Source organism: Niveispirillum irakense DSM 11586 (genome assembly GCF_000429645.1).
Classification (GTDB): domain Bacteria; phylum Pseudomonadota; class Alphaproteobacteria; order Azospirillales; family Azospirillaceae; genus Niveispirillum; species Niveispirillum irakense.
In genome coordinates this window covers 175,626-200,136 of the sequence record NZ_AUCG01000020.1, presented here as the reverse complement: position 1 = coordinate 200,136, position 24,511 = coordinate 175,626, and the positions used below count along the sequence as shown (strand labels likewise).

The window sequence follows — 24,511 nt, the reverse complement described above, 5'->3', positions numbered from 1 at the left end:
TGAAAGACGTTATCAGCAGACAAAGGAACATTGAGGCTGTATTACTGTTTGGAGAGAACAGCACCCCTATCACGTGAAGGTATGCCATGAAAGGCGATCCCATCGTCATCCGTCACCTCAACACCATCCTCGCGAACGAGCTGACGGCCATCAACCAGTATTTCCTGCATGCACGCATGCTGAAGAACTGGGGATTCCTGCGTCTGGCCAAGAAGGTGTACGAGGAATCGATCGGCGAAATGAAGCATGCCGATCTGCTGATCGAACGGGTGCTGTTCCTGGATGGGCTGCCCAATCTGCAAGATCTGCACAAGCTGCTGATCGGCGAAGACGTGCCGGAATGCTTCAAGGGTGATCTGGCGGTCGAAACCCGTAACCGCACGGAACTGATCGACGCCATGCAATATTGCGAGTCGGTCCGGGATTATCAGTCCAAGGAGATTTTCCGCCGCATCCTGGAGGATACGGAGGAGCATATCGACTGGCTGGAAACCCAGCTCGGCCTGATCGACAAGGTCGGCATCCAGAATTACCTGCAAGAACAGATGGGATCGGAAGACTGATCCCGTTCCGGCCCTCCCCGAAAATCAGGCGGGGGGCCAGCAGACCCCCGCGGCAGAACCATGGCGGGACCGGCAATTCGCCACCCGCCGTGGTTCGCGCAGCGCTGAAGGCCACCGCCTGACAGGTGGCCTTTTTTATTTTACACGCCGTAATAGGCGCGATACCAGGCGATGAACCGCGCCACCCCGTCCTGCATCGTCACGGTGGGCTGGTAGCCCAGGTCGCGCATGCTGGCCGCGACATCCGCGTAGGTCGCCGGCACATCGCCCGGCTGCATCGGCTCCAGAATCCGCTCCGCTTTCCGCCCCAGGGCATCTTCCAGCGCCGCGATGAAATCCAGCAGCCTCTCCGGCCGGTTATTGCCCAGGTTATAAATCCGGTGCGGGGCCGTATCGCCGCCAGCTACCGGGTCGGGCGTGGCAGGCCGATCCAGCGCCGCCAGCACCCCGGATACAATATCGTCGATATAGGTGAAATCACGCCACATATCGCCGTGATTGAAGACGCGGATCGGCCGCCCCTGGGCAATCGCCGAGGCGAAAAGGAAGGGCGCCATATCCGGCCGCCCCCACGGGCCGTAAACAGTAAAAAAGCGCAACCCCGTCGCGGCCATGCCATAGAGATGGCTATAGGTGCGGGTCATCAATTCATCCGCCCGTTTGGTCGCAGCATAAAGCGATACCGGCCGTTCAACCGGATCTTCCACTGAAAAAGGCTGCTTGTCGTTGGCACCATAAACGGAGGAGGAACTGGCATAGACGAAATGGCGCAGCCGCGTCAGCCGGCGCGCGCCTTCCAGCATCACCACCTGCCCCATCAGGTTGGAGCGGACATAGGCATAGGGATTTTCCAGCGAATAACGCACACCGGCCTGGGCGGCGAGATGGATGATGCCCTCAATACCGGGATGGCGGGAGAATAAACTCTCCATCCCTTCCCGGTCGGCAATGTCCAGGCGGTGCAGCGAGAAACCCGGATGGGGGGTAAGCCTGTCCACCCGCGCCTGCTTCAACCCCACATCATAATAATCATTGAATTCATCGACACCGATGACGCTTTCACCCCTGGCAAGCAAAGCCTGGGCGACATGCATGCCGATAAAGCCGGCGACACCCGTCACAAGAATGGTCATGGTTCACCCCGACAACCGTACTGGCGGCCCCCGACGGAAAAGCCGTGAGCCAGGGACCACGCCCGGCCTGTCAGGACGGGCCGGTCTTTTGATTGCGACCGATGGAGCTGTAGGCGAACCCCGCCTCCTCCATCTCTGCCGGTTTATAAATATTGCGCAGATCGACCATCACCGGCTGGCGCAGGGCACCCTTCACCCGTGCCAGGTCCAGGGCGCGGAACTCATTCCACTCTGTCAGAATGGCAACCCCATCGGCCTGTTCCAGTGCCGCATAGGCATCCTTGCACCAGATAACATCCGGTAGAAGCCTCGCCGCTTCTTCCATGGCTACGGGATCATAAGCGCGGACCTTTGCCCCTGCCGCCTGCAACGCCGGAATGATGTCGAGCGCCGGGGCATCGCGCATATCATCGGTATTGGGTTTGAAGGAAACGCCGAGGATGGCGACATCCTTGCCCGCCACCGTACCGCCACAGGCCTGGATGATCCGATCCGCCATGGCCTTCTTGCGCCGGGCATTGATATCCACCACCGTCTCCACAATGCGGACGGGGCTGTGAAAATCCTGGGCTGTCTTGGCCAAGGCCAGCGTATCCTTGGGGAAGCAGGAACCGCCATAGCCGGGACCGGCATGCAGGAACTTGCGGCCAATGCGGCCATCCAGCCCCATGCCCAGCGCCACATCCTGCACATTGGCGCCCACCTTCTCGCAAAGATCCGCCATCTCGTTGATGAAGGTGATCTTGACCGCCAGGAAGGCATTGGCCGCGTATTTGATCAGTTCCGCCGTCTCCAGCCCTGTCATGACCATCGGCGTTTCGATCAGGTAAAGCGGGCGGTAAAGCTGCCGCATCACCGCTTGCGCCCGTTCTGCCTCCGTCCCGATCACCACCCGGTCAGGGCGCATGAAATCGCCAATGGCCGATCCTTCACGCAGGAATTCCGGGTTGGATGCCACGTCGAAATCAGCATCCGGTCGTTCCCGCCGGATGATGGCTTCCACCTCCCGGCCGGTGCCGACGGGCACGGTCGATTTGGTGACGATGACGGTATAGCCTTGCAGATAGCGCGCCACTTCTGCCGCTGCCGCATAGACGTAGGAGAGATCGGCGTGACCATCCCCCCGGCGGGACGGTGTGCCCACGGCGATGAAAACCGCATCCGCCCCGGCAACCGCCTCGGCCATATCGGTGCTGAAGGAAAGGCGGCCGGCAGCCACGTTACGGGCGACCAGCGCTTCCAGGCCCGGCTCGTAGATCGGAATTTGCCCCTGTTTCAGCCGCTCGATCTTGCCGGCGTCCTTATCCACACAGCAGACCTGGACACCAAATTCCGAGAAACAGGCCCCCGACACCAGACCGACATAACCGGTCCCGATCATCGCCAGCCGCATCGTGTGCGCTCCCTTATTGCACAGGGTCCAGACAGGGGACCAGATAGGGGGGAAAAGACGCCATGCCCATTCCGGCGCCAGCAATAGCACAGGCAGCCGCCTGCACCCAATCCCCGGAAGGGTCAGTCTTTTTTGTGCAATGATACCAATCCGCCTAAAGGTTGACCTTTAGGCGGATTGGAGGTCGGCGACCGCCGACCCGCCGCTCGTGCGGCGTCAGCCAAGGGCGCGGATGCGCCCGCCCGGCGAGTGAGGGAGCACGAAATCTCCTGTGAGCGGTCACGATCACGGGAGATTGGTATGATAAGGGAATAGGGGGATTGGCGTAACCCTATCCGCCTTCACTGCCCCCCCCGCGTACCCCCAGCGCAAAGACCGGAAGGGTCAGGCCAGGGGGGTACCCTGGGGGCGGCTATACTGGCCGCGACGGTCCATCCAGGACAGTTCGGCCAAATCCCATTCCGCTTCGCGCGCCTTCATCAGCAGCATCTCGATCAACTGGTGGCCCTGTTCGCGCGCCAGATGGATCCAGGCCTGCCCATGCGTGTCACCCCAGATCGAGATTTTCATGCCCTCACTGTTCAGGTCCACATCCACACGCCTTGCCAGCACGGGCATAGAAGCAGCCTGCGCCCGTGCGGAGAGGATAGCGGGGGGTGTCTGGGTCGGCCCCGATGTCGCTTCCAGCGCGGAGGCATGCTCGAACAGCAGCACATCCGTCCGGTGATCGGCACTGGAACGGGATACGACATCGCTGGTCTTCATCATCAGATCAAGGATGCCCGAGAGCAGGTGCCGGGTGAGGCGTCGGGTCAGATGAAAATCAATGGCCGCGTCATCCGACCGTGCTGTCAGCAACAGCCGGTCGGCCTCAAGATCGTAGCGCAGATCAAGGTGGCGTGCGGCCAGGGCTGCCGGCAGCGGCAGCCCTTCCGTCGGATCCGTCTCAGACAATGCCGAGCCTCTCGAAAATCGGAACCTGTATATTCTTGAAGCTGATCAAACGCTTCTGCAATTCTTCCATATTCTCTGCCTCAGCCTGCAGGGTCTTGCCCTCACGGACCAGACGCTGATTGTTGCGGACCAGAATATCGAAAACGAAAGCCGGCAGATCGGTCACGTTGTTGCGCCGGGCCAGCAGGAACAGCAGGGTGACATGATCCGTGGGGATCCCCCCACCAGTCACCGGCGACGCCAGATAGACGATATCGCTGGAAAGACGCGCCCGTTCCATCACAGCCAGATTGAAGGCATCCGTCTGGGAGCGGCGGGCCGCCATGTCGCCCGGCAGGCAAGGCTGAACTACATTGCTGCCGATCAGGATGGCCATGGCCTGCATGATCCGGGGAAATCCGAGTGCGGCAATCTCCGGTGCCTGCACAAGATCGGTCCAGGTGACCGGCCCCGATGCCAGCCGGGCCTTGATCGGATCATATATTTCCGGCTGCAGGTTACCCTCGCCCAGATTGCCCTTCACCGCCCGCGGCACATCCGTCAGATCGACAGACAGGACGAAGCTGAACTCTTCCCACGCCCCCAGAACCTCGGTCTGTCGCAGCGGAAAGACCCCTTTGGCGAAAATATCGCGGCGGAATTGCTGGTTGATAATGTAATCCCGCAGCGTCTCCCGATAGGAGATATCGGGAATCCCGGCCAGGAACTGCTGTTGGTCGCCGGTCAGGTTGATGGCGTCAATCTGCTCCAGGATTGTGGCGTTGGCGGCAAAGGCCAGCTTGGCCTCAGCCAACTCACCCGCAACATCGCTATGATAGAAGGGGGTCCAGTCCTTGTTCATGTATTCATGAAGCAAATAGGCCCGCTGCAATCCTTTCACCTTGTCCAAACGCTCCGACATTCCGGGATTGGCGCGAAAATATCGCGCATCCATCTTGTCGAGACCTTCTGCGAAGGTAAGCGCCTGTTCGATCCGGTTCAAAGCGGCGCCGCCATGGGTGGCGGCATGATCGACGAACAACCGGCGCAACGGCGCCGCCGCCGACCAGCCGGGCAAGGCATTGTAGGAGATATAGACCACACCGCCCGGCTTCAGTCGCTTGCGGATGAAATCCACAATGACATGCCGGTTTTCGGTGCTGATCCAGCTGTAGATACCATGCAGCGAAATGGCATCGAAATCCGGAAGGTCGGAACGGGCGGCGAATTCCGCGAAACTATCCTCATAAAAACGGATATTGGGTGTGCCAGCCGCTGCGGCCAAATCCTGTGCGCCAGCAATTTGGCCGGGATTAAAATCGGTGGCGTGAAAGTCGATATGCGGATTGGCGGCTGCCAGCAGATTGGCTGTCAGCCCCTGGCCACACCCCAATTCGCAATAAGTACGGGGCTGCGCAAAGGAAGGCGCGCGCATGCCCGCCGCCAACATGGCGAACTGGAGCATGGCCGGCGTCAACTCCCGGTAAAAACCATACGTATAATTGATTTCGGCCATATAGCCGCCGGTCCACGATGTCGCCACGTTAAAATCTTCCCTTGAAGTTGCCCTGGCCGCCACCAATCCTTGCACCCCGACGGCATCACTACCAAAGGTCATACACGTTCCACCCAAGCGGTGGCAACGCATGGTATGGCGGAAACGGGTCCGCCATCGCCGGGATAAAGGATGGCCATTGCCCTTTTCATCCGGCAGCACGGTTGTGCCCGGCATGGGAATATGCAAAGGCATTTGCTTTCCATCCACTTACCCGCGACCGGCTTTTATCGATCCCATGTCAATGTCATCCCTGGCACATCAATCCGACGCGAGGGCGGCATAATGGGCCCCCCTGTGCAGGCGCGGCCGGTCCGTGTCGGCTTCATCATTCCGGCCCTGGCGGAGGAACATCAATTACTGGCGGCATGCCTGGACCGGTTGCGTACAGCCGTCGCCGCCGTCCCCATGATCGTCCCGCATATTATTGTGGTGCTTCAACCATCGCCCGGCATGCCGATGCCGGAACTGGCGGTCACGACGGATGTGGAAATCCTGTATCTGGAGGGACGTGGCGTGGCACGGGCACGGAACCGGGCCCTTGATCATCTGGCCGGCAGGGTCGATGCCCTGATGTTCGTGGATGTCGCGGTGCGGCCAGGGGCCGCCTTTCTGGCGGCGGCGGTCACGCAGCTTCAGCATGATCTGCTTGTCAGCGCCCCGGTGGCCTTCAGGACCGATATGCCGGACCCGGATCATTGTGAGATCGGCAGCGTCGGCGCAGCTTTCCTCATTTATCGCGGTTTCCTGTGGTCATCCATGATGCGTGCAGAGGCGCTCGGCCCCTTGCGCTTTCTGGAGACGATCGGCCCTGGTACCGCCTCCCGGCATCAGGCGGGGGAGGATTCCCGACTGATTTATCAGATTGTGGCGCGCAACCATCTGCGCCGTATCCCTTTTCTCTCCGCCCCGGTGGCGCGGTTGCCGCGCCCGGACCTGTCTGAAAAAGTGGCGCGATATGCCTATGGTCAAGGCTATCTGGTGGGGCAATATCTTGTACATCCGCAGGGGGGCATTCCCGGTTTTGCTTATTTCGCCTTCCGTTGCGCCCTGTTTATCGGCCGCAGCCTGGCCATGCTGGCGCAGGGAAGGATGCGGGCAACCGGGAGGGAGCGGATAAGCGCCTTTTTCGCCGGTCTGCGCGCACAGGATAAGGACGTGCCCCCGTTGCAGGGCCGATGACCCCGGGACCGCCAAGGGGATATCAATGAACGCCCCCTTTTGCCGCCTTGCCAGGACAGGCAAGCGACGCCACAGTGCGCGCCTGCCCGGATATTTTTCGAGGAATTGATGGAAAAGCAAGTATTTGACGAAGATGATGAAGATGAAGGCGACGCCGGACTGGCGCCGGGCACGAAGAATTATGTCACGCCACAAGGCTACAAGGCGCTGGCCGATGAGCTGGATGCGCTCTGGCGGGTCGAGCGGCCCCGTATTGTTGAGATCGTTTCATGGGCGGCCGGGAATGGCGACCGGTCGGAAAATGGTGATTACCTATATGGCAAAAAACGCCTGCGCGAAATAGACCGCCGGGTGCGGTTTTTGCGTAAACGTATCGAACGGTCGGAAATCGTCGACCCTACCCGCCAGACCAACCGGTCCCGCGTTTTTTTTGGTGCGACCGTCACCTATTCACAAGAGGATGGCAGCGAAAAAACCATCACCATCGTCGGCGTGGACGAGGCGGATATGGACCAGGGCAAAGTATCCTGGGTCTCTCCCATCGCACGCGCACTGCTGAAGGCGGAAATAGGCGACACTGTCGCCATACGCACCCCGGCCGGGCGGCGCGAGATCGTGGTTGAGGAAATCACCTATCCCGGCGAACCGGTGTGACAAAGGGGCGGGAAACCAGAAGCGACCTTTCAATATTTGGCAGCAAATGGGAGATATTGCTATTTATCGCGGTTGGTAGAGACTGTCCATAAATGGACCTCTCGAGGGTGGTGGATGCGCTTTTTTCACGAAAGGCCCTTTGTGGCCTTGGTTGCGGCACTCGCCATCCTCTGGGCGGGGCTTGCTGCCTTTCTCGTGTCGGAGCGCGAGCGTACCCTGCGCCTTGCCCAGCATGATCTGGTCAATCTCTCCCTGACCCTGGAGGAGCAGACTTTCTGGCTTTTTTCCGCCGTTGAGCAGCTTCTGCAAACGGTCAAGGCGGACGCGGAAGGCACAGGCGTTCCGGCCGACCTTACGTCCTTGCTGGCGCGGCAGAGCCTGCCACCGGGCTTTGCTCTGGAAGTCACCTTGTTCGATGACGCCGGCACGCCCGTCGCCTCCAGCCGACCAGGAATCATTGGCGCCCAGGCGCTGCGCCACTTCCTGATACAGCCGGAAGTCGCCAGGCATGTGGAGCGTGATTTACACGATATCCTGATTGCGCCCCCTGTCCGGGAGGGGGAGGATGGGCGCTGGATTCTGCCGGTCAGTATCCGCATCAACCGCATCGGTGCCAATGGCGACGTGACGTTCGGCGGGATAGCCCTGGTCACAGTCGATCCCTTCTATGTTTCTTCCTTCCGGCACCAGCTCAACCTCGGGCGTGATGGTGCCCTGGCCATCATCGGCACCGACGGCATTGTCCGCACCCGGGCCGGGCCTTCGCAGCGGGGACAGATCGGCGTCGATACGCTTGCCCTGCCAACCATGGAGCAGGCCAGACGGCAGCCAGACGGCACCCTGCAACGGGAAGGCCCCCATAACAGGCTGATCGCGGCCTATCGCACCGTCCATCACTATCCCCTGATCGCGCTTGTCTGCCGGTCCGAGAAAGAGAGCCTGATGCCCTGGCGGCAACTGGCCTTCTGGACCATCGGTGTGGGCCTGCTGTGCTCCTTCATTTTCGGCGTCTTCTTTTTCCTGCTCTGCCAAGAGGGGCGCCGCGGCAAGGCCCAGGCGCGCGATCTGGCGGAAGCGAACCGGCGCTTGCGGTTGGCCGAACAGGTCGCCCGCATCGGGCATTGGCGCATCAACCTGAAAGAACAGACCGTCTTCTGGTCTGATGAAATCTATCGCATCCATGGCGTCGACAGGCAGAGCTTCACCCCGACCTATGAGAATGTCACCAAGGTCTATGAGAAGGAAGACCAGGACAAGCTGGCAATGCTGATGCGGGCCGCGATGGCCGATGGCGGCTCCTACGAAGCGCCGCTGCGGGTACGGCGACCGGATGGCAAGCGATGCACCATCATCGCCCGCGGCATGGTCGAATTTTCCGAGGCCGGCGAACCGGTCGCCCTTTTCGGGGTTGTCAGCGATGTCACAGACGCGGCGATCCAGGAAGAAGCCCTGCGTCAGGCGCGCATGGAGGCGGAAAAGGCCGCCCATGCCAAAAGCGACTTCCTCGCCACCGTCAGCCACGAATTGCGCACACCGCTGAACGCGGTGATCGGCTTTGCAGATCTGCTCCTGACCGCCGACCTGCCCGAACAAGAGCGCCGCCACTATATCCGCCTGCAGGCAGAGGCAGGGCGCACATTGCTGGCCGTCATCAATGACGTGCTGGATTTTTCCAAGATTGAGGCCGGTCGCCTGGAACTGGAAGAACTGCCCGCCGACATTGTCGGGCTGCTGCAAACCTGCGCCGATCTGGTACGCCCCATGGCGGCGGAGAAACGTCTGGCGCTGAGCCTGGATATCGCCCCCGACCTGCCGCCCTGGTTGATGCTTGATCCTACGCGGCTGCGCCAGATCGTGCTGAACCTGCTGAACAATGCCGTGAAATTCACCGAGCGGGGCCATGTGCGCCTGTCAGCCGGGATCAAGATGCCGGCGGAAGGCCCAGCCTTGCTGCGGATAGCCGTAGAAGATTCTGGTATCGGCGTCGTGCCTGAACGTCTTTGCACCCTGTTCGAGCCGTTCCATCAGGCCGATGCCTCTACAGCCCGCCGTTATGGCGGCACCGGCTTGGGTCTTGCCATCTGCCGTCGATTGCTGGGCCTGATGGGGGGAGAGATCGGGGTCGATAGTGTACCAGGGCGGGGAAGCCTGTTCTGGGTGGAAATCCCCCTGCGCCCCGCCGCACCGCCCGCCCACGCACCGGAGCCCCCCCTGCCCGCCGTCGATCAGGCGGTTGCCCAGGGGCGGTCACTGCGCATCCTGGTGGCCGAGGACCTGCCCGTTAACCAGCTTCTGGTCCGGGCGATCCTGGAACGCGCCGGCCACATGGTCGTGATGGTAAGCGATGGTGATGGCGCGGTGGCGGCAGTGCAGACGGGCGATTTTGATCTCGTCCTGATGGATGTGCAGATGCCGGGCATGGATGGGCTGGAGGCCACGCGATGCATCCGGGCCCTGCCCCCACCCGCCGGCCATATCCCCATCGTCGCCCTGACGGCCAATGCCCTGCCGGCAGAGGTGGAGCGCTGCCGGCAGGCCGGCATGAATGATCATATCGCCAAGCCGATCGAAGCCGCCCATCTGGTGGCCGTGCTGGCACGCTGGTCACAGCGATTGGGCGCCAGCGCAACGGGGGAGACGGAAAATACCGTCGCCCCAGCCCCCTCCACCGAAACAGACCAGGAAAGCCCGCTACCGCCCGTGGTGCTGGAGGATATGCTGGTACAGTTGGAAGAGCTGATGGGGGCCGATGCCCTTCAAGCCATGCTGGCCGAAGTCTCCGAAACGCTGAAATCGCGTGTTGCACACCTGCGGCAGGAAGAGATGGGCCTGGATCAGATCGGCACCAACGCCCACGCCATTATCTCCCTGGCCGGAAATTTCGGCCTGATGGAAATGTCAGCCTCCGCGAAGGCCCTTGAGGAGGCCTGTGAAGATAATCGCCCCCTCGCAGAGATCGCCCAGAGGCTTGATGAGCTTGTCAGGGCGGCCGACAGAGGGCTGGCAGCCCTGGCAGATTATCTGCCAGCCCTGGCAGCGCGGGCATAGTCCATCGGGCCCGAAGGTCACAGCCATATGAAAATCCATGTGGCATTGTCCGCATGGGCTTGATATTGCCACCTTCAGGGGCCAAAAAAGAGTCAGGTCCTTCACCCCGTGCGTTTGGAAGTGCTCCCACGATGTTGACCCAGCGGGCGAAATACGCCCTTCGCGCCTGCATCCATCTTGCCGACCATTACGGGGACGACAACACCATCCAGATCGCGGAAATCGCGACGGCTGAGAATATTCCAGGCAAGTTCCTGGAAGCGATCCTGCTTGATCTGCGCAAAGCGGGGCTGTTGGTCAGCCAGCGGGGACGCCATGGCGGCTATCGGCTGGCACGCGCGCCAGAGCATTTATCCGTGGGCGACATCATCCGCGTCATTGATGGCACATTGGCTCCGATCCGGTGCGCCAGCCGCCTGAAGTTCGAACCCTGCGCGGATTGTGACGATGCCGCCACATGTGTCATCCGGTGGGCCATGCTGAAAGCGAGGGATGCCATGGCCACGGTCCTGGACCGTTGCACGCTGGCGGAAGCATCGCGGCGGCGCAACTCCCTGTCACAACCGCTGGACTTTGTTATTTAACCAGGCGGGCTGGCCGTTTCTGTGGTGCCCCTCTCAATTACAAAGGCCGGGCGATAACAGCCCGGCCTTTTTGCCTGAATTGAATGGAGCGTGCCCGTTGAAGGTCAGGCCACAAGGCCTGTTTCCGTGGTCCGGACCCGGCCACCATAAAATGTAAGGCTCCGCGGCTTGGCCGCCACGGCGCGCCCCTGTACGGCAGCCCGCACAGCATGAACCGCAAGGACGACATCATCGCCCGTGAAGGGCTTATGCAGCACACCGAGAACGAAAGAGCCGACATGCTCGGGCAACTCGTCCAACCCCGTGAGCAAGAGGGTGGGGATGGCATGATTTTCAAGCAGCATTTCCGCCAGCATCAGCCCGCTTTCACCATAGCCGAGCCGAACATCCAGCAGCGCCAGATCGAATACCATGTTTTCCGTTAGCTTCAGCGCCTCAGCAGCGTTCGCCGCCGAATAAGCGGTGATGCCCGCGGCATTCAGGGCCTGCTCAACGCTGGCAGCGATGAAGGGCTCGTCTTCAACGATCAGAACTTTCATGTCGCTTCCCCCGGTTGGTGCATAGCGACCCCGGTATGGGGCGTGCAATTCGCTGGGGATTGAAGCGTATAAGGCGGGCAAAGTCGCGACTGATAATGGTCTTGGCCTTCCGGTACAGGCGGGTCGACCGCCATCCCGAAGGGCTCGGGCGGAAGGCATATCCGCCACTGGGGAACCGCCCCAACCGAACAGGGTCAATCGGCGTGCAGGCGGCTCCACACCATGTTTATCGATTGCGCCAAGCCCTTTGGCTCGAAGGGTTTGGCGATCACATCCACAACACCAAGCGCGCGGAAAATCTCGACATCACGGGGTTGCGCCTTCGCGGTCAGGAAGATGACGGGGATGGAAGATGTTTCAGGGTCGGCCTGCAGCGCCCGCAGGGTCGCCGGCCCATCCATTCCCGGCATCATCACGTCCAGCATGATTAAATCTGGTCGAAAATCTTTGGCTGCCGCGACCGCCGCCGCACCATTGTCACAGAGCTTCACGGTGAACTTGCCGATTCGGGTCAAGGCCAGATTGGCAACCATCCGAAGCATCTCCTCATCATCCACGTAAAGGATGCGGGAAAGAGAAGGTACGGTCATGGCGTCATGAGAGAGTAAGAGAAAAAAGCTGCCATATCATGCCCAATAGTGGGGGCCCGACGGGCCCATCACTCCAGATAACCATCAACCTCGGCAGCCGCCCGTTCCAGCGGCCAGTTCAATTTTTCAATAATCTGATCGATAGCATCCTCAGGGCTCAGGACAGAGCGCCCCACCTGTTCCAGGATCGCATCGAGCACGGCCTCCTCACGGGGAGTCGGGCGGCCATAGGGCTTGAGGATTTCAAGGATTTTGGTCATTCAACAAAGTCCTGGCAGAAAGGGTGATCTGGGGAGTGAGGGTAACACAAGGGGCCAGCGCAGGGGGAAGTTTGCGTACGAAGCCAGCCTTTGTCGAAGTGTCAGCCCCTTGAAGCGAAGTGACTCGGGTAAACGGATGCAATGGCGCTGTCCGCTCACCCTGCCGGTTTGGTCACTTCTATATTCAATCCTGCTGCCCGACCATGGATATGCTGGTGGGATTTCCAGCAGAAGCCCGTGACCGGGTCGATCCAATAGCGGTTGGTGTAGGGCTTTTCGCCCCTCATCTCCACCTCCTCCCGGATGACCTCCAGATCGTAGCTGCGCTCCAGAATGGTTATGGTCTCACGCCCATCTGCGAAAAACCGGCCGCGCACAGGTATTTGATAGAGGGCGGCAGACTGAATATCGATGCGCCGCTGCCATTCCTTACCCACCAGTTGCCGCAAGTCTGGCGGCTCTGCACCCTCCCACGAGGTGTGTGACAAATCCCCCGGCACGCCGACGGTGTGGACAACAAAGGGCCCCCGCAGACCCAGCACCTGTCGTCCCTGGCTGTAATAATAAGCCACACCAGCCTGTGAAATATCACCCAGGACCATGAAGGCAATCGGGCTGTCATCGAACGACGCTAGAATCGACGCATAAGGAAGTGCATCTGCTTGTGCCCGGGAAACCGGCGAACTATGCGTGACGCCCCCTATCGCACCCACTGTTGCCCAATAAGGAGATTCAGTGTTAACCAGGGCACATCCGGGCAAAGCAGTCGCTGGCATAAGGCCGGCAAGCAGGCCAAGGCAACGACGCCGATTGATTGGCATTGCTGTCAGCCTGGGCATTAGGTTGGGATGATTCATGGAGAACTCGATGCGTCGTGAGTACAAGGCCGGCGTAACAAAGCGGCGTCTGCAACTGGGTCTAGCATGTGCAGGCCTTCTTGTCAGTGCCGCCTCAATGCCCGTTACTGCTCAGATGATCGAGCTTCCCACCGGTAGCGTCAATCTCCGCGACCTTCAGCAGCAATATGGGCAGCGGGGCACCTCGTCACCCACACTTGATCAGGTTCGTCAACAGGGTCAAGGTCAGGGGCAGGACTTACAGACCAGGACGAGAGGCACCCAATTCGATTCCCGCATGGAAGCCGCAGGATATCGCAACGAAAACGAAACGCCATCATCCCTGGAAATCCAGTACAGGAACCGCATTGGCGAAAAGGAAAGCCAATATAAGGACCGTCCTGAGGAAGGACTGCGCAGGGAGGGATTGCGCCAGTTCGGCTATGATTTCAGCGCGAATTCCGCCCCCTCTACAGGCGGTTTGCTGTCCGGTGCGGTGCCAGACGATTATGTGCTGGGCATCGGCGACGAACTGGTGGTTACCTTGCGCGGCCAGGTCAACAATACGGTCCAGGCCCGCGTGGACCGTGAAGGCCGCATCGTTCTGCCAAACATAGCGCCCGTTGCCGCCGCTGGTCGCCGTTTTGACGAGTTCCGTGAGGATCTGACCGCCCAGGCACAGGCTGCCTTTTCCCAGACCGAACTGTTCGTATCTGTTGGCTCCGTGCGCAGCATCGGTGTCCTGGTAACGGGCGAAGTGCGGGAACCTGGTCGCTTTACCCTGACAAGCTTCTCCAGTGTGATCGATGCACTGTTGATGGCCAATGGCATCGTCAAGACTGGTAGCCTGCGCTCCATCAAGATTGCCCGGGATGGTCAGACCCTGGACATTGATCTTTATGATGTTTTGCTCGGCCGCCGCGCCGCAACAGATCTGCGCCTGCGTGACGGCGACCAGATCATCGTACCGAGCATTGGCAACACGATCGCCATCAAGGGCGATGTTGTGCGCCCTGGGATTTACGAACTGCGTTCGGGCGGCGGACGTCCCTCACTGGAAGCCGCACTGGAACTGGCCGGCGGCCCGCAGCGCGCAAGGGGCAACCGGTTGGAGATTTTGCGCCTGGACAGGGATGGGCGCAATCAACTGATCCGAAATGCGGCTCCTTCTACCGCCATCCTTCCTGGGGACGTGCTGGTCGTGGAACTGCCCCGCGATGCCATGACCCTGGAAGGGGCGGCCGAACTGCCTGGCGATCGCGGCTTGTCACAGGTCCAGACCTTGGGCGCGCTTCTTCGCGAACCTTACGTGCTGCGATCTGATCCCTATCTGCCCTTGGCCGTGATCGATACAGAGGATCCGGTGACCCGGCAACGGCGTTACGTTGCCGCTGATCTCAGTCGGGTACTTGATGGCTCGATGAACGTGACATTGCGGGAACGGGACCGGGTTATCATTTTGTCCCGGGATGACGTGCGCTATCTCGCATCCGCTGATGTTCAATCGGTCCTGCGTGGGGCCCCGCCGCCCAGCCTGCGCCTCTCCATCGACAGTCAGATGGCGGAGGAACGCCTGGCACTGGCTGGACAAATAGCCCCCCAGCAAGCCGCCACCGCACCGGAGATCAGCAAGCCGGATGATGACGGTGTCGGGCCGCGGAAAGGGATGATTGGCAGCGTCATAGACCGCAGCGGTGGCGGACAGGACCGGCTGATTGAAAGTGACCTGAAATGCCGCGGGCTGGAGCGGCTCGCAAGTGTGGCAGCAGACAGTAACTATCGCCGTTTCTCTGTCGCGCGGTTGCTCGGCGATACAAAGCCCAGAAACGCAACCGAGCAAAAAACAATTATCGGCCTCCAAGCCTGTCCTCCGCTTTTTGATACCCATCCGAACCTTTTGCCGTTCTTGTTGGAGCATGCCACCGCAGTGCAGGGCGAAGTACGGCAGCCCGGTCTCTATCCTGTTGTGCCTGGCGGACCTGCCGATTCTGTTATCAGCGCGGCCGGCGGGCTCAGTTTGGACGCGGATCAACAGGCGTTTGAAATCAGCCGACGCGATGGCAATCGGGTCGCTGGCCTGACCCTGGCACAATTAGCGCAAACGCCTGTGAACCCCGGCGATATCGTCAGGGCCCTGAATAATATCACGCAGCGGGAAGTCGGTCTGGTTGAAGTGGCCGGCGAGGTTTCATATCCCGGTCGCTATGATATTCGCCGTGGGGAGCGGCTGTCGGAGCTTCTTCGCCGGGTCGGCGGCTTGTCTGCCGATGCCTACACTTACGGCGCCGTCTTCCAGCGGGAGCAGGCACGCTTGTCGGAGGAGGAGGGCTTCCGTCGCGCGGCGCGCGAGCTTGAGCAGTCACTGCCTTCCCTCCTCGTGAATGCGGAGAATGCTCAGGCCAGCCAAAGTGCCGTGCAATTTATCCAAACCATGATCACCAATCTCCGCACGACGCCCGGTGTCGGACGGGTTGTGGTGGAATCTGACCCCGCTGTGCTCGCGGCCCGTCCGGAACTTGATTTCGTTCTTGAACCGGGAGACCGGTTGACCATCCCGAAGCGTCCGTCGCATGTGACAGTAACCGGCGAAGTGCTCAACCCGAGCTCTGTAATGTTCTCAACCGGATTGTCGGCCCGTCAATATATTCAAAAAGCTGGCGGTTTCGCATCAGCGGCGGAGAAGGGCGACGCGTTCGTGATCTTCCCGAACGGCGAGTCGGAACCACTGCGGCTTGGGACATTTTCGGATGGAAGCGTGCCGATCCCGCCGGGCTCCACGATCGTCGTGCCGCGTGATCCCGAGCCGTTCAGCTTCCTGACGACCACACGCAGCATCGCTTCGCTGGTCAGCAGCCTTGCGCTGTCAGTGGCCTCTCTGGTCGTCATCGGCAATAACAACTGATTACGTGGGCAGAATTGTGAAAATGTCTCGGTTCCGCTGGATGGCGACAGCAATGGTCGCATTGCTCGCCATCTCCAACGGCTCACCGGCTGAAGGGCAGGAAGTGGAAAACCCCTTCCTGCCCCGGCAGTCACCACCTACGCTGAACGATTTTGGCGGCATTGGCCTTATTCAAACGCCAATGGCCCGTGCAGCGGAGGATGGTCAGGCTTATGCCGGATTTTCCTATGTTTGGCCCTATTCACGCTATTTCATCACAGTTCAGGGGCTGCCCTGGCTTGAAGCAACGCTACGCTATACCAGCGTGGCAAACCGCTTCTACGGCCCCGAGGATTTTAGCGGCGACCAGTCCTATAAAGACCGAGGCATAGACGTTAAAATCAGACTTCTTGAAGGGGATGCAACATGGCCCAATGTTGCACTTGGCCTGCGCGATATTGGCGGCACGGGACTATTTGACGGCGAATATATTGTTGCCGATCAAACTGCCGGCGATTTTGATTTTTCATTCGGATTAGGGTGGGGAAATCTAGGTAATCAGAATCATTTCCGAAATCCATTTTCCCTATTTTCCAAGAAATTCAAAAATCGCAATGAAACCGGGGATGTCGGGGGGCTTGGGACTCAATTTTTCCGGGGCGATGTTGCCCTTTTCGGTGGTGTGAAATGGCGAACGCCCTTTATTGAGGGGTTGAGCCTGAAAATGGAGTACGACCCTAACGACTATAAATCGGAAGCGCTCCAGAACAGTTTCAAGCAGAGCCTTCCCATCAATATTGGCATGGATTATCAGCCCTGGGACTGGTTGCAGGTTGGCGCAGCCCTGGAGCGTGGCAACCGTGCAATGGTTCGCTTCTCCACAACAATGAATTTCCACACATCAAAGGGCCCGCCGAAGCTGGATCCTGTGCCGCCGCCTTTGATCCCTGTGACCGCGCAGGGGCAAATCCAGCAAGCCAATATGCCCATTGCCCCCCAGCCGGGTCCGCAACAGGCGGGGACAGGGGAGTCCATTCGCACCGGCATTGGCCGTCAGGCTGCGATGGACGGATTACACCTGGAAAATCTGGTGCGCATCGGATCGGAGATCCATGTCACGGTCGCGGGAACGCCTGTGCGCGATGGCGTCGTTGTTGCGCATGATATCGCCTTACGCGTTTTGGAACTGGCCCCGGATTTCCAAGGCCGCATACGCGTAACACGTATCGAACATAGCCTGCCGTGGCTGGTGATGGAATTCGACAGCACGATGCTGCGGAACGAATTCAACATGGCTGCTGCCACGATCAAGCCAACGCACATTGATGTAACAGGCCAGCCACCTTCTGAGGAAGATCGCGCCAAACTGAAAGCCCAGTTAGCTAAACAGGGCTTCCACTTGTTCGGCGCCGATTACAAGGCGGGGAAGGCAACATTGTTCCTTTCCAATGCCCGCTATCGTCAGATCCCACGCGCAGTGGGCCGGGCTGTACGGACAGCTGCCTCCGCCTTGCCGCCTGAATATGGGGAAATTCAGATCATCTTCGTCGAGAATGGCATAGAGATGCTATCAGCGACGATGTACCGATCAGATATAGAGCGCGCGTTGGCAGCAACAGGCGGTTCTATCGAAGAAACCTGGATGCGGACCCGTCTGGAACGCCCCTCCATGGACATGGAGGAAGCCAGTCACCCGGAGCCCTATGGCTATCCCGGTTTTTCGTGGAGCCTGCGACCTGCCCTGAGGCAGACCCTGGGCCGGCCCGAAGCCTTCATCCTTTATCAGGCTTGGATGCGCCTGTACGGGACGGTCACCGTTGCCCCAGGGCTTAATGTGACGAGCGGCCTGGGCTTTAATATTTATAATAACTTCGACCGCATGCGTCTTCCATCGGACAGTGTGCTTCCCCATGTCCGGTCGGATATTCGTCAGTATCTGCAAGATGGTACGACTGCGATGACTCACCTGCAGGCGGACTATACTTTCAGGGTCGCGCAAGATACCTATAACCGCGTCTATGGCGGCTATCTGGAGGAAATGTTCGGCGGCGTCGGCAACGAAATCCTCTACAAGCCTTTTGGCAAGGAATGGGCGATCGGTCTTGATGTTGCCTGGGCCAAGCAGCGTGATACCCAGCAATGGTTCGGCTTCCGCGACTATAATGTCGTTACCGGCCATCTGACCGGTTATTACCATTACGAACCCCTGGGCCTGGACGCCCGCGTGCGGGTCGGTCGTTATCTGGCCGGTGACAAGGGCGCTACGTTCGAGCTGTCGCGGACATTCGACAGCGGAATCACGGTGGGCGCTTTTGCCACCTTCACCGATGTTTCAGCCGAGGAATTCGGTGAAGGCCGCTTCGACAAGGGGATTTATTTCTCGATCCCCCTGGACAATATCTACGTGAAGTCAAGCCGTGGCGGGCTTGGCTGGCTGTGGCGTCCGCTGACCCGCGACGGCGGCCAGACCCTTGCCAGCCGCCGGGCATTGATCGGCCAGGTGTCCACCTCTGACGGGGCCCAGCTCCGCCGGGATTGGAATACACTCCTGGATTAAGTGCGGCCTGTTCAATCTGCGTATCAACGAACCATGGCCCGGGTGGCGTGCAATACTGCTCCCACCTGGGCCATGGTTCGTTCGATCAGATCGGCATATCAGACGGTCACGCTTTCCGCCCCTCGCGGGGCGTCAGTGCCGATGTCCGATAAATCGGCGCCGGTCAGCCGGCCCAGCCGATGGGCCGGCAAGGCACAGAAGATTTTCACGCGCCGTTCAATCATACCAAAAACAAGATTCAACAGCGCCCGTCGCTCTGTTTCCGATCCCTGGAGTGTCAGTGGATCCGGGAAACGCCATTGCGCCAGCATGGGATGGCCGGGCCAGAAGGGCTGCGGGCGTGCCGCCGCGTCCTCGCAGGTAAAGAAAATAAAGTCCATGACCGGCGCGTCCGGCCCGGCATACAGGTTCCAGTTTTTCGGTCGCAGGTCTGTCGTGTCCACGCCGACCTTAGCCAGAAGATCCATCGCGATCGGGTCAGCCGCTTCCAGGGGTTCGGGGCCGGCGGAATGGACCTCGAACCGGCCCATGCCCCATTTGCGCAACAGTCCTTCTGCCATCAGGCTGCGCGCCGCATTCTTGCGGCAGATAAACAGGACCTTGAAGATTTTCTCCGGCATCCGCGCGCCCCATCCGTTCGTGTGAAAACGCGGCGGATGATGCGCTTGGCCTGCGTCACCCGCGTGACGGGGAAATGTCGTCCGGATGACAGGTTTTCCCGCCGCCGGCAGGCATAATGATGCGCCAGAACATCGCCACAGCGCCGCGGATATGATCAGCCAGGGCCGCATCATCGGGCACCGGCTGCATGCCGGTGACGACGCGGTAATAAAGGTCGCTATGAACAAGCATGCAGAAGCTCCGCGCCGCATCCATGGGATTGGGGACATCCGCGACGCCCGCGCGATGCAAGACCACCAGATATTCCGACAAATGGGCAATCAGCTTATCCGGACCTTCCCGGAAATAGACCTCCGGCAAGGAGGGGAACTTGATCCCTTCCGACATGATAATCCGCCATAGACCCTGCGCGTCGGGTCGGAGAATGACCCCCATGAAAGCATGGGCGATGCCGCACAAGGTCGTGCAAGGGTCGCGCAACGGAACATCCGGTTCTGCCAGCGCCTTCATCACGTCTGTACAGCGTTCCGTGACCATCGCCTCAAACAGCCCCTCCTTATTGCCGAAAAGCTGATAGAGGGTGGAAAGCGACCCGCCCGAACGGCGGACGATGGCCCCCAGATTCGCCCGCTCAAACCCCATTTCAAAAAAGACTTCGGCCGCAGCCTCCAGTATGGCCGCCCGCCTTGCCTCCATCCGGGGGGAGCGCTCCGCTTCCTGCCTATCCTGGCCGGCCGTCCCGTCCATTTTCTCTACTTTCTTCATTCGCTTACGCGACACAAAACCCTCATGCCGCCATGTGATACCCGTCACTTGCCAAACTGTAACGCTGATTACATTATCACCGCAAGCCGACCTCCGGCCCTGTCTTTATGTCTAATCCACTTCTGCCCACCTTCCTGAAGGATTATGCCATGTCCTGGCCCCGCCCTGTGCTCAGCCGGTCGGTTATTGTGCTGCCGCTTATGCTGGCACTTGCCGGCTGCGGTGACAAAAAGGTGGAGGAGAAGCCCGCCCGGCCTGTACGGGTGACGGAGGTGGCACTCTCCGCGCTGAACCAGCAGAGCCACTATACCGGCACCATTGTCGCGCGGACGGAAGTACAGGCGGCGTTTCGCACCGGGGGGCGGATCGCCGCCCGACTGGTGGAAGTGGGGGAGCAGATCAAGGCCGGCCAGGTGCTGGCAAAACTGGATCCCGCTGATCTCACCCTGGCGCTGCGGGCGGCGGAAGCACAGTTGGCCCAGGCCGAGGCCCAGGCCCAGCAGGCCAATGCCGATCTGCGCCGCTACACGCCGTTGCTGGCCTCTGGCACGGTATCTCAGGCCCAGTTTGACCGGGTGAAGGCCACCGCTGATGCAGCGAACGGGCAATTGAACGAAGCGCGCTCCGGACTTGCCCGCGCCCGCAATGATCTTTCCTATGCCGATCTGACGCTGACCCAGGCCGGGACGGTCACCGAGCTTGTGGCCGATGCCGGTCAGGTTGTTGCAGCCGGTCAGGCCGTCCTGCGCGTCGCGACGGACCTGGGCCGGGAAGTGGTGATTGATGTGCCGGAAAGCCAGGTGACCCGGCTGAATGTGGGCGACAGCGCGACCGTCAGCGTCTGGGCTGACAGGGAAGTGAATTTGACCGGCAAGGTCCGTGAAATCACGCCAGCGGCGGATGCCGCCACCCGCACCTTCCGTCTGCGTGTCGCACTGCCGGATGATCAGGCAGCCCCGCTTCTGCTGGGCATGACCGCGACTGTCCGCTTCGACGCCACGGCACCGGACGGAATGGTCCTTCCGCCGTCCGCCCTGTTCCAGGACGGGGACAAGCCAGCCGTCTGGGTACTGAGCCAGAAACGCGACCGGGTAGAATTGCGGCCCGTGACTGTCGCAGCCTACCGGGCAGACGCGGTGGTGATCCAGAACGGATTGAAGCCGGGTGAACTGGTGGTGACCGCCGGTGTCCACCGGCTGGATGCCAACCTGCCCGTTCGCGTCTGGGATGGGGGTCTGCCGTGAGCAGCTTCAATCTTTCCGCCTGGGCCATCCGCCATCAGGCGCTGGTCCTGTTCATGATCATCGCGTCGGTCGCCGTCGGTGCCTATGCCTATATGCGGCTGGGCCGGGCAGAGGACCCGCAATTCACCATCCGCACCATGGTGGTCACGGCGCAATGGCCGGGCGCCACCGCGAAGGAGATGCAGGCCCAGGTTACAGACCGGATCGAACAGGCGCTGCAGCAGGTTCCCAATTTCTACCATACCCGCACCTATGCCCGGCCCGGCGAAACGGTAATCTTCGTCAATCTGCAGGATTATACCCGTTCATCCGTGGTGCCGGACCTCTGGTATCAGGTCCGCAAAAAGGTCGGCGATATCGCCAATACCCTGCCGCAAGGCGTGATCGGTCCGCAATTCAACGATGAGTTCGGCGACACTTACGGCAATATCTACGCCTTCAGCGGCGACGGGTTCAGCGATGTCGAGATGCATCAGGTGTTGCTGGCCGCCCGTCAGCGTCTGCTGCGCCTGCCGGCCGTCGGCAAGGTTGATCTGCTGGGCCTGCTGGATGAACGCATCTATGTCGAGTTCGACACGGGCCGGCTGGCGGAATTTGGCGTCACCATACAGCAGGTCGCCAACGCCCTGGCCGCGCAGAATGCCGTAAGCCCAACCGGGCTTGTAGACACCGGGGCTGAGCGTATCCGCGTGCGCGTCACCGGCGCGCTGTCCACGGAAGAGCAGGTGCGAACGGTCCCCATCCAGGCCAATGGCCGGCTGTTGCGGCTGGGCGATATTGCAGCTGTGCGCCGGGGGGTGGAAGACCCGCCCAGCACGCTGATGCGCCATAATGGGGAACGTGTCACCGGCCTTGCCATTTCCATGGCCGCCGGCGGCGATATCCTGAAACTGGGCGAAGCGCTTGAAGCGGAAATCGCCACCATCCAGTCGACCCTGCCCGTGGGGATCGAGATTGAGAAGATCGCCGATCAGCCGACGGTGGTGAAGGACAGTATCGACGAATTCATCAAGGCGTTGGCGGAAGCGCTGGCCATCGTGCTGGTGGTCACCTTTATCAGCCTGGGCATGCGCACCGGTATCGTGGTGGCCCTGTCCGTGCCCTTGGTGCTGGCCATTACCTTTGCCGTGATGCTGGCCGCCGGCATCGACCTGCACAAGATTTCCATCGGTGCCCTGGTCATTGCCTTGGGCCTGCTGGTGGATGATGCCATCATCGCGGTGGAAATGATGATGGTGAAGCTGGAACAGGGCTGGGACCGCGCCCGCGCCGCCGCCTTTGCCTGGACCTCCACCGCCTTTCCCATGCTGACCGGCACGCTGGTCACGGCGGCGGGCTTCGTGCCGGTGGGCTTTGCCCATTCGGCGGCCGGTGAATATACCGGTGCCATCTTCTGGGTGGTCGCCACCGCCTTGCTGGTTTCCTGGTTTGTGGCCGTGATCTTCACGCCCTATGTCGGCTTCAAGCTGCTGCCCACCCCGCATGAGGGGGCCGCCAGCCACGACCCGGCGGAAGCCCAGGCCGCTGCCTATGACAAGCCGATCTATCGCCGGCTGCGCGCCAGCCTGATCTGGACGGTCAATCATCGCTGGATCGTGATCGCGCTGACCATTGCCGCCTTTGGCGCCTCCGTCTTCGGGTTCGGCTTTGTCCAGCAGCAATTCTTCCCCAATTCCGCCCGTCTGGAACTGGTGGTGGATATTGAGCTGCCGGAGGGGACAGCCATCGGCGCCACCCAGGCGCGGGTGAAGGAGATGGAGGCCCTGTTCGCCAAGGAGCCGGCGATCATCAGCCAGACCGCCTTTGTCGGCGGCGGGGCGCCGCGCTTCTACATGCCGCTGAATCAGGAACTGAACCGCCCGAACTTCGCCCAGTTCATCTTGATGACCGGGTCGCTGGACGACACCAAAAGGCTGGCCAAGTCCCTGCCACCCCAGTTGGAAAGCCTGTTTCCCGAATTCCGGACCCGGGTGGCCCGGCTGGAGAATGGACCGCCCGTCGGCTATCCGATCCAGTTCCGTGTTCTGGGTCGCGACCCTGAGGTGATACGCCAGATTGCCGGCGATCTGCGCGACCTGATCCGGACCAATCCGCACACGATCGACGTAAATTTCGACTGGAACGAGAAGATCAAATCGGTCCGGCTGGTGGTGGACCAGGATCGTGCCCGCGCCCTGGGCATCAGCAGCCAGGATCTGGCCATGGCGATGCAGACGGTCCTGACCGGCTATACCGCTACCCAGTATCGCGAAGGGATCGAACTGATCGATGTCGTGCTGCGTGCCGGCGAGAATGAACGCCAGGCCGTGGATCGGCTGGGCGATATCCGCCTGCGGGGCGCCAATGGCACAGCGCTGGCACTGAGCCAGATCGCCCGGATCGAATATGGGCTGGAAGAAGGTATTCTCTGGACCCGGTCGCGTGACCTGACCATGACCGTGCGCGCCGATCTGATCGGGGACATCCAGGCCCCCACCGTCGCCGCCCAGATCCAGGCCGCGATGGGGCCGCTGGTCGCCAAGCTGCCTACCGGTTACCGGATTGATCTGGGGGGCGCTGTGGAGGAAAGCGCCAAGGGTCAGAATTCCATCATGGCGGTCGTGCCGGCGATGATTCTGATCATGCTGGTCGTCCTGATGGTGCAACTCCAGAGCTTTCAGCGGGTGATTCTGGTCTTCCTGACCGCCCCGCTGGGCCTGATCGGGGTGACGCTGGCGCTGCTGATCTTCAACCAGCCCTTTGGCTTCGTTGCACAATTGGGGGTGATTGCCCTGGCCGGCATGATCATGCGCAACTCGGTCATTCTGGTCGATCAGATCGAACAGGATATCGCTGCCGGCCATGGTCGGTTCGACGCCGTGGTTGATGCCACGGTCCGCCGGGCCCGACCGATCATGCTGACGGCGGCAGCCGCCGTCCTGGCCATGATCCCGCTCTCCCGTTCCACCTTCTGGGGGCCGATGGCACTCTCCATCATGGGTGGGCTGATCGTGGCAACCGCTTTGACCATCTACAGCCTTCCCGCCATGTATGCCGCCTGGTTCAAGGTCCGGCGGGAAGAGTCAGGCCACACCGCGCCCGGCGGTATCTTCAATCAACCCTGATACGGCGAGACATCAAATCAAGGGGTAGCGGCACAGAAGGGATTAATCCCAAAGGCGTTCGCTACCCCT

Annotated in this window: 19 protein-coding genes; 9 read left to right on the top strand and 10 right to left on the bottom strand. The window is 60.7% G+C overall.

Annotation, left to right across the window (positions count from 1 at the left end; all coding sequences use genetic code 11):
* Positions 1 to 86: 86 nt before the first annotated feature.
* The gene (gene bfr / locus G473_RS0108040) at positions 87 to 563 is read left to right on the top strand and encodes a bacterioferritin (RefSeq protein ID WP_029012677.1); all 477 of its coding nucleotides are present in this window, start codon (positions 87 to 89) and stop codon (positions 561 to 563) included.
* Between the two features lie 140 nt (positions 564 to 703).
* On the opposite strand, the gene G473_RS0108035 is transcribed toward bfr, so the two are convergent.
* The 4 genes from G473_RS0108035 to G473_RS0108020 all read right to left on the bottom strand — a co-directional run bounded on the left by G473_RS0108035 (position 704) and on the right by G473_RS0108020 (position 5,565).
* Complete coding sequence (locus G473_RS0108035; protein WP_029012676.1) at positions 704 to 1,696, bottom strand: NAD-dependent epimerase/dehydratase family protein; 993 nt, start codon at positions 1,694 to 1,696, stop codon at positions 704 to 706.
* Between the two features lie 70 nt (positions 1,697 to 1,766).
* On the bottom strand, positions 1,767 to 3,089 hold the full coding sequence (locus G473_RS0108030; protein WP_029012675.1) for a UDP-glucose dehydrogenase family protein: 1,323 nt from the start codon (positions 3,087 to 3,089) through the stop codon (positions 1,767 to 1,769).
* 384 nt (positions 3,090 to 3,473) lie between these two features.
* On the bottom strand, positions 3,474 to 4,043 hold the full coding sequence (locus G473_RS0108025; RefSeq protein WP_029012674.1) for a hypothetical protein: 570 nt from the start codon (positions 4,041 to 4,043) through the stop codon (positions 3,474 to 3,476).
* On the bottom strand, positions 4,036 to 5,565 hold the full coding sequence (locus G473_RS0108020) for a class I SAM-dependent methyltransferase (protein ID WP_029012673.1): 1,530 nt from the start codon (positions 5,563 to 5,565) through the stop codon (positions 4,036 to 4,038). The genes G473_RS0108025 and G473_RS0108020 overlap by 8 nt, the downstream gene beginning before the upstream one ends.
* 297 nt (positions 5,566 to 5,862) lie before the next feature.
* Here G473_RS0108020 and G473_RS0108015 point away from each other — a divergent pair, with 297 nt between their 5' ends.
* The 4 genes from G473_RS0108015 to G473_RS0108000 all read left to right on the top strand — a co-directional run bounded on the left by G473_RS0108015 (position 5,863) and on the right by G473_RS0108000 (position 11,045).
* Positions 5,863 to 6,759 carry a hypothetical protein gene (locus G473_RS0108015; protein ID WP_035706026.1) on the top strand — a complete coding sequence of 299 codons (897 nt, stop codon included), beginning with the start codon at positions 5,863 to 5,865 and terminating at the stop codon, positions 6,757 to 6,759.
* Between the two features lie 108 nt (positions 6,760 to 6,867).
* Positions 6,868 to 7,413 carry a transcription elongation factor GreB gene (gene greB / locus G473_RS0108010; protein WP_029012671.1) on the top strand — a complete coding sequence of 182 codons (546 nt, stop codon included), beginning with the start codon at positions 6,868 to 6,870 and terminating at the stop codon, positions 7,411 to 7,413.
* Positions 7,414 to 7,527: 114 nt separating this feature from the next.
* The gene (locus G473_RS29125) at positions 7,528 to 10,461 is read left to right on the top strand and encodes an ATP-binding protein (protein ID WP_051330020.1); all 2,934 of its coding nucleotides are present in this window, start codon (positions 7,528 to 7,530) and stop codon (positions 10,459 to 10,461) included.
* Between the two features lie 131 nt (positions 10,462 to 10,592).
* Entirely contained in the window at positions 10,593 to 11,045 is a 453-nt protein-coding gene (locus tag G473_RS0108000; RefSeq protein ID WP_029012670.1) for an RrF2 family transcriptional regulator, read from the top strand.
* A 104-nt stretch (positions 11,046 to 11,149) separates the two neighbouring features.
* Here G473_RS0108000 and G473_RS25765 read toward each other — a convergent pair whose 3' ends face one another.
* The 4 genes from G473_RS25765 to G473_RS29850 form a co-directional block, all read right to left on the bottom strand.
* Positions 11,150 to 11,584, bottom strand: a complete 435-nt coding sequence (locus G473_RS25765; protein WP_051330019.1) for a response regulator — start codon at positions 11,582 to 11,584, stop codon at positions 11,150 to 11,152.
* Between the two features lie 194 nt (positions 11,585 to 11,778).
* The gene (locus tag G473_RS0107990) at positions 11,779 to 12,174 is read right to left on the bottom strand and encodes a response regulator (RefSeq protein WP_029012669.1); all 396 of its coding nucleotides are present in this window, start codon (positions 12,172 to 12,174) and stop codon (positions 11,779 to 11,781) included.
* Positions 12,175 to 12,242: 68 nt separating this feature from the next.
* Positions 12,243 to 12,434, bottom strand: a complete 192-nt coding sequence (locus G473_RS0107985; RefSeq protein WP_029012668.1) for a hypothetical protein — start codon at positions 12,432 to 12,434, stop codon at positions 12,243 to 12,245.
* A 155-nt stretch (positions 12,435 to 12,589) separates the two neighbouring features.
* Positions 12,590 to 13,291, bottom strand: coding sequence for a YjbF family lipoprotein (locus G473_RS29850; RefSeq protein ID WP_084437767.1), 702 nt, complete (start codon positions 13,289 to 13,291; stop codon positions 12,590 to 12,592).
* Here G473_RS29850 and G473_RS0107975 point away from each other — a divergent pair.
* Both G473_RS0107975 and G473_RS29120 read left to right on the top strand, forming a co-directional pair.
* Positions 13,290 to 16,172 (top strand): SLBB domain-containing protein, encoded by a 2,883-nt coding sequence (locus G473_RS0107975; RefSeq protein WP_084437765.1) that lies wholly within the window; start codon positions 13,290 to 13,292, stop codon positions 16,170 to 16,172. The genes G473_RS29850 and G473_RS0107975 overlap by 2 nt on opposite strands.
* A gap of 22 nt (positions 16,173 to 16,194) precedes the next feature.
* Positions 16,195 to 18,708 carry a YjbH domain-containing protein gene (locus tag G473_RS29120; RefSeq protein WP_084437763.1) on the top strand — a complete coding sequence of 838 codons (2,514 nt, stop codon included), beginning with the start codon at positions 16,195 to 16,197 and terminating at the stop codon, positions 18,706 to 18,708.
* A gap of 98 nt (positions 18,709 to 18,806) precedes the next feature.
* Here the strand turns inward: G473_RS29120 and G473_RS0107965 are convergent, their stop codons facing one another.
* Both G473_RS0107965 and G473_RS29115 read right to left on the bottom strand, forming a co-directional pair.
* On the bottom strand, positions 18,807 to 19,328 hold the full coding sequence (locus tag G473_RS0107965) for an arsenate reductase ArsC (protein WP_029012664.1): 522 nt from the start codon (positions 19,326 to 19,328) through the stop codon (positions 18,807 to 18,809).
* 55 nt (positions 19,329 to 19,383) lie between these two features.
* Positions 19,384 to 20,076 carry a TetR/AcrR family transcriptional regulator gene (locus G473_RS29115; protein WP_051330018.1) on the bottom strand — a complete coding sequence of 231 codons (693 nt, stop codon included), beginning with the start codon at positions 20,074 to 20,076 and terminating at the stop codon, positions 19,384 to 19,386.
* Between the two features lie 167 nt (positions 20,077 to 20,243).
* Here G473_RS29115 and G473_RS0107955 point away from each other — a divergent pair, with 167 nt between their 5' ends.
* Positions 20,244 to 21,338 (top strand): efflux RND transporter periplasmic adaptor subunit, encoded by a 1,095-nt coding sequence (locus G473_RS0107955; protein WP_029012663.1) that lies wholly within the window; start codon positions 20,244 to 20,246, stop codon positions 21,336 to 21,338.
* Positions 21,335 to 24,442, top strand: coding sequence for an efflux RND transporter permease subunit (locus tag G473_RS25745; RefSeq protein WP_084437760.1), 3,108 nt, complete (start codon positions 21,335 to 21,337; stop codon positions 24,440 to 24,442). The genes G473_RS0107955 and G473_RS25745 overlap by 4 nt, the downstream gene beginning before the upstream one ends.
* The last annotated feature ends 69 nt before the right edge of the window (positions 24,443 to 24,511 follow it).